The sequence below is a fragment of the Bacillus sp. z60-11 genome, assembly GCF_046464135.1.
Taxonomy (GTDB): Bacteria; Bacillota; Bacilli; order Bacillales; family Bacillaceae; genus Bacillus; species Bacillus sonorensis_A.
This window is the reverse complement of the sequence record NZ_JBIYSN010000004.1, coordinates 311,110-323,562: the sequence shown is the minus strand read 5'-3', so window position 1 is coordinate 323,562 and position 12,453 is coordinate 311,110. Positions and strand designations below refer to the sequence as shown.

11 protein-coding genes are annotated in these 12,453 nt (G+C 47.1%); 4 read left to right on the top strand and 7 right to left on the bottom strand.

What is annotated here, in order from left to right:
• The first annotated feature begins 7 nt into the window (after positions 1–7).
• Positions 8–1,279: an MFS transporter gene (locus ACINLD_RS13840; protein WP_026585890.1), complete on the top strand. Its 1,272-nt coding sequence runs from the start codon at positions 8–10 to the stop codon at positions 1,277–1,279.
• A gap of 42 nt (positions 1,280–1,321) precedes the next feature.
• Here ACINLD_RS13840 and ACINLD_RS13835 read toward each other — a convergent pair whose 3' ends face one another.
• The 7 genes from ACINLD_RS13835 to ACINLD_RS13805 all read right to left on the bottom strand — a co-directional run bounded on the left by ACINLD_RS13835 (position 1,322) and on the right by ACINLD_RS13805 (position 9,816).
• Entirely contained in the window at positions 1,322–1,750 is a 429-nt protein-coding gene (locus ACINLD_RS13835) for a DUF5082 family protein (RefSeq protein ID WP_051290334.1), read from the bottom strand.
• A gap of 168 nt (positions 1,751–1,918) precedes the next feature.
• The gene (gene mmsB / locus ACINLD_RS13830; RefSeq protein ID WP_026585889.1) at positions 1,919–3,130 is read right to left on the bottom strand and encodes a multiple monosaccharide ABC transporter permease; all 1,212 of its coding nucleotides are present in this window, start codon (positions 3,128–3,130) and stop codon (positions 1,919–1,921) included.
• Positions 3,105–4,673: a multiple monosaccharide ABC transporter ATP-binding protein gene (gene mmsA, locus ACINLD_RS13825; RefSeq protein WP_077735724.1), complete on the bottom strand. Its 1,569-nt coding sequence runs from the start codon at positions 4,671–4,673 to the stop codon at positions 3,105–3,107. The genes mmsB and mmsA overlap by 26 nt, the downstream gene beginning before the upstream one ends.
• A 4-nt stretch (positions 4,674–4,677) precedes the next feature.
• Positions 4,678–5,754: a multiple monosaccharide ABC transporter substrate-binding protein gene (gene chvE / locus ACINLD_RS13820; RefSeq protein ID WP_410207037.1), complete on the bottom strand. Its 1,077-nt coding sequence runs from the start codon at positions 5,752–5,754 to the stop codon at positions 4,678–4,680.
• A 127-nt stretch (positions 5,755–5,881) separates the two neighbouring features.
• On the bottom strand, positions 5,882–7,078 hold the full coding sequence (locus ACINLD_RS13815) for a response regulator (protein WP_026585886.1): 1,197 nt from the start codon (positions 7,076–7,078) through the stop codon (positions 5,882–5,884).
• Positions 7,071–8,834, bottom strand: coding sequence for a sensor histidine kinase (locus tag ACINLD_RS13810; RefSeq protein ID WP_306292007.1), 1,764 nt, complete (start codon positions 8,832–8,834; stop codon positions 7,071–7,073). Before ACINLD_RS13810 ends, ACINLD_RS13815 begins: the two co-directional genes overlap by 8 nt.
• Entirely contained in the window at positions 8,827–9,816 is a 990-nt protein-coding gene (locus ACINLD_RS13805; protein ID WP_026586036.1) for a substrate-binding domain-containing protein, read from the bottom strand. Before ACINLD_RS13805 ends, ACINLD_RS13810 begins: the two co-directional genes overlap by 8 nt.
• Before the next feature lie 501 nt (positions 9,817–10,317).
• Between ACINLD_RS13805 and ACINLD_RS13800 the strand changes: the two genes are divergently transcribed.
• Genes ACINLD_RS13800 through ACINLD_RS13790 form a run of 3 tightly spaced genes read left to right on the top strand, consistent with a single transcriptional unit; the run spans position 10,318 to position 12,441 of the window.
• Entirely contained in the window at positions 10,318–10,704 is a 387-nt protein-coding gene (locus ACINLD_RS13800; RefSeq protein ID WP_409444850.1) for a DUF5082 family protein, read from the top strand.
• Positions 10,705–10,718: 14 nt separating this feature from the next.
• Positions 10,719–10,997, top strand: a complete 279-nt coding sequence (locus ACINLD_RS13795) for a YwqI/YxiC family protein (RefSeq protein ID WP_026585883.1) — start codon at positions 10,719–10,721, stop codon at positions 10,995–10,997.
• A 16-nt stretch (positions 10,998–11,013) separates the two neighbouring features.
• Positions 11,014–12,441, top strand: a complete 1,428-nt coding sequence (locus ACINLD_RS13790; RefSeq protein WP_236251167.1) for a ribonuclease YeeF family protein — start codon at positions 11,014–11,016, stop codon at positions 12,439–12,441.
• Positions 12,442–12,453: the final 12 nt, after the last annotated feature.

Below are 12,453 nucleotides of genomic sequence, written 5' to 3'. Positions count from 1 at the left end.
AGGATTTATGAAACGGAAACTACACTACGCTTGGATTATCGTTTTTGTGACATTTTTGACGCTTTTGGCCGTCCAAGGGGTTCGTCTTTCTTTCGGCGCCTTTATTGAACCGTGGGAAAGAGATTTTTCTCTGGACAGAGGAACGACTTCACTGATTTCCACATTAAGCTTTATTGTCTACGGGATTTCCCAGCCGGTGATCGGCAAGCTAGTCGACCGGTTCGGCCCCAGAATCATTCTGTCTTTGAGCACGCTCCTTGTCGGCTTAAGCATCTTCTTTACATACCTTGTGACTTCGCCGTGGCAGCTGTTTATTCTGTACGGGGTCATCGCTTCCCTCGGAGTCGGCGGGGCGTCGAATGTCGCCTCAACCGTCATCGTCACCAATTGGTTTAATGAAAGGCGCGGACTCGCTTTCGGCATCATGGAGGCCGGGTTCGGCGCGGGCCAGATGCTGCTGGTGCCAGGATCGCTCATGCTGATTCACTGGTTCAATTGGAAAATCACCGTTATTGTCCTAGGGATATTTTTAATTTTAATCGTGTTTCCGATCGTCTTATTGTTTTTAAGAAACCATCCTACAGAAAAAAACGCGGAGCCGATCGGCGGATTTCCTGCGGAAGAAAAAAAGGATGATGCACCTGATCAGCCCGGCAAAATTCCGTACCGAGCCGTATTTCTCAGCAGAAAATTTTGGTTTCTCATCTTGCCGTTTCTGATCTGCGGGTTTACGACGACCGGTTTAATGGATACCCACCTGATTCCTTATTCACATGACCACGGATTTTCAACCCATGTCACCAGCGCCGCCGTCAGCCTGCTCGCCGGATTTAACATCATCGGCATTTTGATCTCGGGGGTTGTCGCCGACCGCTGGAGCAGCAGAAAAATTTTATGTTTTTTATATGCCGTGCGCGCATTGTCCCTTGTCATCCTATTGTCAAGCCATCAGCCGCTGCTTCTGCTCGGCTTCGCGATCTTGTTCGGTTTGGTTGACTTTGCGACCGTCGCGCCGACACAAATGCTCGCAACCCAGTATTTTAAGCAGTATTCGGTCGGATTCATTCTCGGCTGGCTGTTTCTCAGCCACCAGATCGGTTCTGCGCTTGGATCTTATTTGCCCGGTGTTTGGTACAGCCAGACAGGTAGCTACAACGTGGCTTTCTACCTTTCGATTATCATTTTGGCGGGCGCCAGCATATTGAACATCCTGCTGCCTGAACCGAAAAAAAGCAATCATCCGCTGGATGCCGATGCTCATTCCGTCCAGCAAAGCTGAAAAAAAGCCTGTTTTTGTTCAGTCAAAAACAGGCTTTCATTATTAAAATATCCACTTTTTAAATTGCTCCACTTTATGTTCGATCAGGTGGACGGTTGCCCCTCCTTTTTCGAGCAGCTCCTGTGTGCCTACGACAGCCGCTTGTTCGACCAGCAACCCCGCTTTTTCCGCCTTTAACCGACTAATCTGCAATTGAATCGAATCAATATAATTCTCATAATCGTCATGGACGACATGGTACATCGCGGTGTGGGCGCTGTCCCGCTCATCAAAAAATGCTTCTGCACGACGGCCTGTCCAATGTGCGCCAAGCTCCGGCTTCAGGATTTGATTGATGTCCGAAGCGCTGATCCGTTGTTCTTTCTCAATGTTCTGCTGCGCTCGTTCCAGCTTGGAGATTTTCTCTTCAACGTTTTGCAGTTGCTGGGAAATGCCGCTGTGGGCCTGCTTGATCATTTGGCCAACATCCAATGAATAGTCACCTCTTCACACTTTCAGCCAAGGTTTGCCGAAAAGATTTTTTGCCATGATTGATATTATAAAGCGGAAAGTATGACTAAAAAATAGTTCTAAACGATCTTTTTCCAAAAAGAAAAGCTTTTTCCCGAATGGAAAAAGCTTCGAAACGATCCGTTAAGATTATGATGCTTTGTTTTTATTATAAATGTCGAACGCGACGGCAATCAGCAGGACAAGCCCTTTAATGGCCTGCTGCCAGTCAATGCCGAGGCCGAGAAGGGACATGCCGTTGTTCATGACTCCCATGACGAGGCCGCCGATAATCGCCCCGCCGATCGTGCCGATTCCGCCGTAGGCCGATGCACCGCCAATGAAGCACGCCGCGATCGCGTCAAGCTCAAACAGGTTGCCCGCTTTCGGCGTGGCAGCGTTCAATCGGGCGGCAAATATCAGCCCGGAAAGCGCGGCGAGGACACCCATATTGACGAACACCATGAAGGTCAGCCGCTTTGTTTTGATCCCTGAAAGCTCAGCCGCTTTTTCGTTTCCGCCGATCGCATAGATTCTGCGGCCGATGACGGTTCTTTTCATCAAAAACGTGTAGGCGGCAATTAAGATAAACATGGTGATCAAAATGATCGGTATCCCTTCATAAGTGGCGAGAATATAGGTAAAAAGGTTAATAATTGCGATGATAAAAAATATTTTGACCGCAAACATTCCTTTTCCCTGCACATCAAATTGGAATTTCTTCTGCATGTTTCTTTGCTGCACCTGATAGATTAGATAAAGAATCGAAATACCGGCTCCGGCGACTATCGTCGTCATGTGGAGCATGCCTCCGTTCAGCCAGTCCGGGATAAATCCTGAAGCCATTCTTTGAAAGGATACAGGAAACGGGGCGATCGACTTTCCTTCAAGCACGATCATCGTCAATCCTCTGAAAAGCAGCATTCCCGCCAATGTAACGATGAAAGCCGGAATCTTTACATACGCGACCCAAAACCCCTGCCAGGCGCCGATCGCCGCTCCCAACAAGAGCGACAGCACAACCGCTGCAAACATCGGCATATCGTTTTCGACGATCATCATCGCCGATACCGCTCCGACAAAGGCGGCCACCGATCCGACGGATAAATCAATATGTCCTGTTACGATGACGAGCATCATGCCAATCGCCAAAATGAGGATATAGCTGTTTTGCAAGATCAGATTTGTAATGTTTAACGGCCTGAGCAAAATCCCGTCCGTCAGGATTTGAAAAAGCAGCATGATAAACACGAGCGCAATGACCATGCTGTATTTGCGGATGTTCTGCTTGTACATGTCGCGAAAGATCTGCGCATACCCTTTCTCCGTCTGGCCTTTATCCGTTTGCACCGGTGTCTGCATACGCTTCTCCCCCTTTCTTGATCCGGTTTGTCATATATTTCATCAGCGTCTCCTGACTGGCGTCTTCCTTTGAAAACTCGGCGGTCAGTTCGCCTTCGCACATCGTATAAATTCTGTCACACATTCCCAGCAGTTCAGGAAGCTCCGATGATATGATGATCACCGCTTTTCCTTCCTCAGCGAGCTGATTGATGATCCCGTAGATTTCGTATTTGGCGCCGACATCAATGCCGCGCGTCGGTTCATCAAGGATTAAAATATCGGGCTCTGCAAAAATCCACTTGCTCAGCATCACCTTTTGCTGGTTCCCCCCGCTTAAATTGCCGGTTGTCTGATAAATGTCCGGCGTCTTGATGTTTAATTTCCGGCGGAAGCGTTCTGCTTCATGTTTCTCGCGCCGTTCATCCATCACCAATCCGCTCGCCACCTTGTTCAACTTGGACAGCGTGATGTTTCCTTTAATGTTGTCCATCAAAATCAAGCCGTTGCCTTTCCGGTCCTCTGTGACATAGACGATGCCGTTTTGAATCGCATCCCCGGCATGGCGGATGTTTAGTTGTCGTCCATCTTTAATAAGTGTGCCGGATATGTTTTTTCCGTACGACTTGCCGAAAATGCTCATCGCAAGCTCTGTTCTGCCTGACCCCATCAATCCCGCGATTCCTGCGATCTCCCCTTTTCTGACAGACAGATTGGCATCGCTGACCACTTTCCGGTCAGGCCTCAGGGGATGGTGAACATTCCATTCTTTCACTTCAAATATGACTTCGCCGATCTCAGCGTGTCTTTCAGGATAGCGGTTCTGCAGCTCGCGGCCGACCATGCCTTTGATGATTCTGTTTTCGGTCAGTTCTCCGCCTTGGACATCAAGCGTTTCGATCGTCTGCCCGTCGCGCAGCACAGTGATTGAATCCGCGATCTTTGTAATTTCATTTAACTTATGAGAAATCATAATTGAAGTAATCCCTTGTTTTTTCAGCTCCAATAAAAGGTTGAGCAGATTTTCGCTGTCATCCTCATTTAACGCGGCCGTCGGCTCATCCAATATGAGCAGCCGCACCTTTTTCGCCAGCGCTTTGGCAATTTCGACGAGCTGCTGTTTTCCGACCCCTATTTGTGAAACGAGTGTATCGGCCGGCTCTGCCAAACCGACCTTTTTCATCAGTTCAAGTGTTTCAAGCTTTGTCTTTCGCCAATCGATGACGCCTTTTTGCGCCTGTTCATTTCCCAAAAAGAGATTCTCGGCAATGGAAAGCTGGGGGACGAGCGCCAGCTCCTGATGGATAATGACGATCCCCGCTTCCTCGCTTTGTTTAATATTTTTAAACCGACAGACGTTCCCTTGGTACAAAATATCCCCCGCATACGTGCCATGCGGGTAGACGCCGCTCAACACCTTCATCAGCGTCGATTTGCCCGCACCGTTCTCTCCGCAAAGCGCATGGATTTCCCCCGCTTTGACGCGGAGATGGACGTTGTTCAGCGCTTTGACGCCGGGAAATTCCTTTGTGATCCCTCTCATCTCCAATATGCAATCGGACATGACATCACTTCCCTAATTCCGATTCTTTATAGTAACCGCTTTCAACCAGCACCTCTTTGTAGTTCTCTTTATCGACGACGACAGGGTCAAGCAAGTAAGATGGGACGACTTTTTCTCCGTTGTCATAAGTCTTGGTGTCATTGACTTCCGCTTTTTCACCTTTTAAGACCGATGTCGCCATCTCAACGGCTTTTTTCGCCAGCTCTCTCGTATCCTTAAAGATGGTCGATGTCTGCTGTCCTTTGATAATCGATTTGACGGAAGCAAGCTCGGCATCCTGTCCAGTGATGATCGGCAGCGGTTTTTCATCGGTTCCGTAGCCGGCTCCTTTTAATGAAGAAATGATTCCGATGCTGATCCCGTCATAAGGTGAAAGCACCGCATCCAGCTTCGCTTTTGTGTAATGGGCGCTCAGCAGATTGTCCATGCGCGCTTGCGCGGTCGCTCCGTCCCAGCGCAGTGTTGCTCCTTGCTCAAATGAGGTTTGGCCGCTCAATACCTTCAGCTTCCCTGAATCGATATAAGGCTTCAAGACGGACATCGCGCCTTCAAAGAAGAAATGCGCGTTGTTGTCGTCCGGCGAGCCGGCGAACAGTTCAATGTTAAACGGCCCTTTTCCGTCCTTTAAGCCGAGCTTTTCTTCAATATATTTCCCTTGAAGCTCGCCGACCTTGCGATTATCGAATGTCGCATAGTAGTCGACATACTTGCTGTTCATCAGAAGCCTGTCATAAGAAATGACTTTGATATCCTGTTTATTCGCTTTTTCAAGGACGTCTGTCAGCGCTTCGCCGTCAATTGAAGCGATCACAAGGACATTGACGCCTTTTGTAATCATGTTTTCAATTTGCGATACCTGGTTCTCAACAACGTCTTCAGCGTATTGCAGATCTGTTTTATACCCGAGCTTTTCAAATTCCTTCACCATGTACTTCCCATCATAAACCCAGCGTTCCGATGACTTTGTCGGCATCGAAATTCCGACAAAGCCCTTCTCTCCTCCTCCGCTTGCCTGATTGCCGGAGCAGGCCGACAACATAAAACAAAAGATCACCGCCATGATCACAAGCCACTTTTTCATGTCTGAAATCCCCCTTTTTGATTTCTCCCATCATGAATCAAGCCAACTGTATCATGACTTTCTGCCCTTCGTCTTTTGAATTAATTAACTATTTTTATAAAAAACAGACTTTTTTAAAGCGCTTACATTACAAATTCCCCCTTGTTTGTTCCATTCCCGACATCCGCCGGTACTGATTCGGCGACTGTCCCATTGTTTTTTTAAACACGGTGCTGAAATAGTGCTGTGTATCATAGCCTGTCTGTTCGGCAATGTCATGGATCGCCAGAGAGGTTGTCCGCAAAAGGTAAGCCGCTTTTTGCATGCGCATCTCCGTCAAAAGCTGGACAAATGTCATGCCCAGCTCCCGCTTCATCGTCCGGCTCAGGTAAACGGAGGAAACTTGCAAGGCTTTAGCTGTCTCCATTAAAGAAAACTCCCTTTCCGCGAAGTGCTTCTGCATATATTCTTTCGCCCGCGCCACGACCGGGGAGAGATTGAAAGATTGGGAAACCTTTTGTCTGCAAGCCTTGTAGGCTTGCGGCAGCGAATGCCAGGCTTGTGCAAGACTGATAAAACAGGCGGCTGCACTGACCTCAAGCTCAGATTGAATGAACGCTTCAAGCGTCCGCCGTTCTTCTTCTGTGATCAGGCGCCAAACACAAATGGCGACAAGGCGGTCATCACTGGAAAAAACGGCCTTCACCGCTTCTTCTTTAAAAAATTGCTCGACTTTTTCTTTCACAAGAGCTGCTGGAGTGATCTGTAAATGTCCGGTGCCGACAACACCGAGCATCTCCGGTAAACGGGCTGGAAGCTTGAGACATTCGAGCTGCCGGGATATCTCTTCTTCTTCGACTTGATCCTGAACCCAGTCGTTGAAAAAATGCTCCTTAAGCAGATCAAGGTTTTTTTGAATATGCTCCTCAGCGAGCTTTTGCTCATGCCGTCTCTTTTTTTCTGCTGCAAGCGAGCTCATGATCGTTTCCAACACCTTTTCCAAATGCCCGGGATCGACAGGCTTTAACAGATAATCATCGACATTCAGCCTGATCGCTTCCTGGGCATATGCGAATTGGTCATAGCCCGTTACAATGACAAACCGGCACAGCGGCAGCTCCCGGCGCAGCTTTTTCATCAGCGTCAATCCGTTTATGATCGGCATGTTCAAATCGACAATCAATAGATCAATTTTGTACTGCAGGGCAAGCTCAAACGCCTCCTCCCCGTTTTCCGCTTCGGCCGACACATTCATATCATATCGCTCCCATTGCACAGCATCCCGTATACCCTCCCGAATCCACGGTTCATCATCGGCAATCAGCACCCGCCATTGTTCACTCAAGTCCTTTCCCTCCTTTAATCAAAATCGGCAGCCGAATCAAAACAGAGGTGCCCGCCCCTTTCCGGCTTTCAACCGTTAAACCGAAAGGCTCTCCAAAGGTGAGGGCGATCCGTTCATGGACATTGATCATGCCGTAGCCGGTCGCATTTTCCCGCTTTTTAAATTGTTCATTGATTTTGTTTAATGTGTGTTCATCCATTCCGGCTCCGTCATCTTCGACCTTTATCGTCAGACGGCCGTCTTCTTCCTTTCCAATGATCCGGATATGCCCAGGTCCGCGCTTTTCTTTGATCCCATGGTAAATCGCGTTTTCAACGATGGGCTGAAGCACCAGCTTCAAAATCAGCCGATCGCCTGCAAACTCAAGTCTTTCAATCGAATAATTCAGTTTATCGCGGTATCTCGCTTTTTGAATTTTTAAATAGTTTTCGACGTGTTCGAATTCATCCGCTAAAGGAATGATGTCCCGGCCCTTGCTCAGCGATATGCGAAACAGCTTTGATAGGGCCTGCACCAAATCGGTAACCTCCTCCGCCCCTTTTTTCCTCGCCATCCAATTGATCGTATCCAACGTATTGTACAGAAAATGCGGATTGATTTGCGCCTGTAAAACCCTGAGCTCCGCTTCCCTTTTTTGCCGCTCCTGCTTTTCCGTCACAAACATCAGCTCTTTGATCCTGAGCATCAAACGGTTGAAGCTCTTACCTAAAAGGCCGATTTCATCCTGCCGGTTCTCTTGATAAAGCGTCGAAAAGTCTCCGCCTTCGGCTTTCTGCATAAAAGAAGTCAGCTTTAAAATCGGCCGGGACATCGAATAGGATAAATAATAGGAAGCCGTCAGTCCCAAAAATCCGGCAGCCAACAAGAACAAGAGCACATACAAGTGGATTTCCTTCACTTCAAATACCGGTTCGCTCTTTTTGAAGACCCCGACTGTCGTCCAATTGGTAAAAGCGGATGTTTCATAAATAAGCTGGTAATCCTCCCCTTTGATCCGCTTTGAAAAATGACCTGAGCTTTGGTGCTGAAACCATTGTTTCGGCAAAAACAGCTTTGAAGCCTCAGGCGAATAAATGTTACCGCCGTTTTCATCCATGATCAGCAAATAGCCCGTTTTCCCCAAACGGATGTTTTTCGTCGCTTCCGCCAGAACGCGCAGCTTCAAGTCGATTAACACGACGCCTTTGACATGCTGCGTCTCAGGATCAATTACAGCTCTGACGGCTGAGACGACTTCATCTTCTCTGTAGTTGACATGGCTTCTGACATTCCGGTTCACAGGCTTTCCAATCATCTTAAAAATGCCTTCATTTTTCACAGCCGCCTGATACCAGGACTCCTTTGTCAAATCCGTCTCTGTCCGTTTATACATCTCATTTGTGATCATCTCACCCTCGTCATTGACGACGAGAATTCCCGCGGCTTCAGAATATAAGGAGGTCAGCCCCTGCAAAAACTTTCGCCGTTTATAATCCGCTTCCCCGTCGCCTTTTTGATGGTCAAAAAACGCTTCCATTTCTTCGTTCGTCGAAATTAAATATGTAAGATTCTGCATGTGGCTGACATACACTTCAGTCGTTTTATTCACTTCACCGATCAGCTGCAATGTATGATCGATCATCTGCTTTTCAAAAATACTTTCCACCGCCCAGGCCGACAAAATGCCGAGGCCGATCGTCGGCAGCATGCTGATTAACAAGAGAAGACTGATCAGTTTATAGCGGATCGGCATATTGTTGATCGCGTTTTTAATCATTCGCATAGTAATCTTCCACATTTTTTTTCGTGATGATGGTGATCCCGGTGTCGATCGATGCCGGGAGTGAATCCGCCCTTTTTAAATGGCGGCTTAAGAAAAACAGCATATGAAGCGACCAGTAGCCCATCTGCCATGTATCCTGCCCGAGGGTGGCGGCAATCGTTCCGTCTTTAATGCCGTCCAGCGTTTTTTTATCTTTATCAAAGCCGATGACCTGGACTTTTCCTTCGAGGCCCGCCGCTTTTACGGCCTGCGCCACCCCGCTCGCTCCATTCGCTTCGGTCGTGAAAATCCCTTTGATGTTCGGTTTTTTTTGCAAAATCTTTTCCGCCTCTTTTTTCGAAGTCAATTCATCCCCTTTTCCGTCCAAAACGGCGGACACTTTCATGTGCGGATATCGTTGTTCGATCGTTTTGTTAAAACCTTTCGTCCTCTCCTGCTGATTATATTGGCGCGGCTGGGTGATGACGGCGGTTTCGCCTTTTTCGTTCAAGAGCCCGGCCATTTGTTCAGCCGCGGCAGCGCCCGCTTCCCTGTTATTCGTGCCGATATATGTCGGCGCTTTGCTGAAAGGAGCGTCCGAATCAAACAAAACGATCGGAATGCCCTGCTCACAGGCTTTATTAATAACGGGGTTCAAAGCCTCGGGATCGATCGCGGAAACGGCGATCCCCGCCGGCTTCTTCGCGATCACCTGTTCGAGCACAGTTGTCTGCTCATGAACATCGTAACGGGCCGCCCCCCGGTATTCGACAGAGACGTTGAAAAGCTGTGCAGCATCCTCAAAGCCTTTCAAACCGCTTTTCCAATATTCAATGCCTGACTGAAACGTCACCATCACATACTTTTCCGAGAGACTTCCTGTTAAAGGACCGCTTTCCCGCGCGGTGGAACCGGCTTGGTCGCTCTTGGAATAATCGTATACGTAAAGAAAAAACAAACAAAGCATGACCGCATAAACAACCAGCAGCTTTTTCATCTTCATCCCCCTGTTGTCCAGAGAACTAGACAGTTTCAAATCCGTTGAGCATGTATATGACAGCGAATTGGTTAGGAATCCAACTGAGACTTTTGACAGAATCCCGCCTGTCCCCTTTTTTCATCACAAACAGACAAATATCCCCCCTTGTTCATACGAAATATCTAATCTATTTGACATTTTCCGCGAAAAACCTTGTTGAGCCTCTTGAAAGATCACCTTTTTCTTAAAATAACCTTAAAATTTGCGAAACGGAAAATAAATATGATAAAAAACAAGGTCTCAGGAACTAAGTCTTTTAACCTTATTCAAAAATGGGAAAAAGTCCAAAATCGCAGTCAGGATAAGGAATAGACCCATATTTCCAGCGGGTTTCATCCCTTGTTCGCGGTACATTTTTCCTATTCAACTCATTTATACCATGTTGTAACATTAATAAGGTCCTTTATCGGACGATTTCCAACAGGCCATTTGAATCAAATCGCCGGGAGGTGGCAGACCATGATCATCTGGGAAAAAACAGTCCTGTATGGTATGCAGGGTACACTTGTCATCAAAAAAGAACAGCTGAAAGAGCTGAAACATTGCAAATCTGAATTAACAAATATAAAAGAAGAATTCTCCGATTCGAAAAGCAGCATCAAAAAGCCCGGTCTGTCTTCGACGACATGGCAGGGCAGCCTTGCCGATTCTTTTAAAAGCGTCAGAAGCGATATGAAATCAGCCTACAATGATATTTACGGCAAGCAATTGAATGAGGTGTTTAAAAAATTAAACGAGCGCATCAACTCTTTAAACGATGAAATACATTCACTCGGTCAAGATATCAGCTCATTAAAAAAGAAAATTGAGAAGCTGGAAAAAGAAGGAAAACAATCGCGACATTAAAAGGAGTTGGAAGCATGAGCCAAGAAATCAAAGTCAATTCCGGTGAAGTCAAGCACACACTCTCACAGCTGAAGCATTCCGCACAGGGAATCAAGTCGAGCGTACCGACAGACATCGGCGGCAAAAACCATCTCGATGTCGTCAAAAAAATCGAAGGCATGAACAAAGATTTAAAAAAGCTGACAAAAGCCTACGCTTCGGCTCTCTCCAAACAAATCATCCAAACCGAATCAGCGGTAGAGACGATGAAAGATACAGACAAAAAGCTGGCATCATCCATTAAAACGAAGTAGAAGGAAGGGATACGGATTGAAAACACTAGATGTTCAGGCATTTCAAAACGGCCTTGACAAGACGCTGACTGAATTAAAAAACCAGGAAAGCGACATTGCCAAAGTCAAACAAAGCGTCAAAGGCATCACATCCCTTGACGACGCCTTAAAAGGCGCGGGAGGCGAAGCGATCCGTTCCTTCTATGAAGAGTGTCACACCACTTTTCTTCTTTTTTATGAATCTTTTATCTCCGACTATAAAGGAATTTTAGAAAAGACGAAAAGCGCCCTCCAATCCTTGGAGCCAACCGAAAACGGCTTTATCTCGCAAAGCTTTCTCGAACACGAACTCCATGACGGTGTCAGCCAAGCCGAATCGCTGACAGCCAGACTCACGGCAAAAGCCAATATGACAATGCTAACCGTCAAAAACATCGTCGACCTGCCCGATCTCGACGACTCCGCCGTCAACGAAAACGCCAAAAAAGCCCAACGACAAATCAGCGAGACGATCGAAAAGCTCCACACCTTCGACCGCGAACAGACAAACGCGCTGAAAAACGCGCGTGAAGACCTGGACACGATGAAGCAGTACATCGAGCAGCTGGAGAAGATGTATACGGGGCCGAAGATTGAAATCTCTCAATATAAAAGCGGATCGATCCTCGAAGCGCCAAACGACTCAACAATCAATCAGGCTTCCGGCGGCTTGCAAGGCGGAGTGCAAGACACCGGCGAAACACCGATGGAAAAGATGCTTGGGCGCTTTAGAGAAAAAGACGAAGAAGGCAAAATTGATGACGCGGCAAAAGAAGAATTTCCGTTTGAAGTCGATTTGACGTATCCTGTAGCTAGTGCAGGAAGTTTGTATGGGACGACTACTGCTGCGACGGATTTTGGGAAGAGTGTGAAGCATGTTAAGAAAGATGGAGTAAAGATTGAGAGAAAAGTAAAATTCAAAAAAGATGGAACAGAATTAAGACGTTATAAAGTGAAAAACGGAGAAGCCATAGGACTAAAAGGGAAAAGTTATGATGAATCATGGATAAAATCCCAGGTGAAGGCTGGTAACAACCCTGAAATTGCAAAATTAACTCGTCCCTCATCTGCTTTCAAAAGCGCTATGAAAAGCAAGCTCGGCTGGGCAGGCGTTGCCATTACAACTGGCGAAGACCTTATTCATAATATCAATGATGATGCTCCTATTGAAAAAACGGTTGGCGATGCTACTGTTGACGTGGGAATAGGTGCCGCGACACTAGGGGTAGGTGCTGTAGCCAGTGCGTTATTAATTGCGGGTGGAGCCCCTGTTATAGCGGCTGCTGGTGTATCACTTATGGCTACAATCGGTATATCTGAACTTCTAGGCGGAGTTAAATGGGGTAAGGACAAAAAAAGCATAACCGATATGGCAAAAGATTCTGTAGAATCTGGTTTAAAAACAGTAGCAGGGTGGTTTAAATAAGAAAAAGGCTGG

Bases quoted from the DNA above. Each gene is read 5' to 3' on its own strand.
- ACINLD_RS13840 (WP_026585890.1), top strand. From the start codon at position 8: ATGAAACGGAAACTACACTACGCTTGGATTATCGTTTTTGTGACATTT.
- mmsB (WP_026585889.1), bottom strand. From the start codon at position 3,130: ATGCAGACACCGGTGCAAACGGATAAAGGCCAGACGGAGAAAGGGTAT.
- mmsA (WP_077735724.1), bottom strand. From the start codon at position 4,673: ATGTCCGATTGCATATTGGAGATGAGAGGGATCACAAAGGAATTTCCC.
- chvE (WP_410207037.1), bottom strand. From the start codon at position 5,754: ATGAAAAAGTGGCTTGTGATCATGGCGGTGATCTTTTGTTTTATGTTG.
- ACINLD_RS13810 (WP_306292007.1), bottom strand. From the start codon at position 8,834: ATGATTAAAAACGCGATCAACAATATGCCGATCCGCTATAAACTGATC.
- ACINLD_RS13805 (WP_026586036.1), bottom strand. From the start codon at position 9,816: ATGAAAAAGCTGCTGGTTGTTTATGCGGTCATGCTTTGTTTGTTTTTT.
- ACINLD_RS13800 (WP_409444850.1), top strand. From the start codon at position 10,318: ATGATCATCTGGGAAAAAACAGTCCTGTATGGTATGCAGGGTACACTT.
- ACINLD_RS13795 (WP_026585883.1), top strand. From the start codon at position 10,719: ATGAGCCAAGAAATCAAAGTCAATTCCGGTGAAGTCAAGCACACACTC.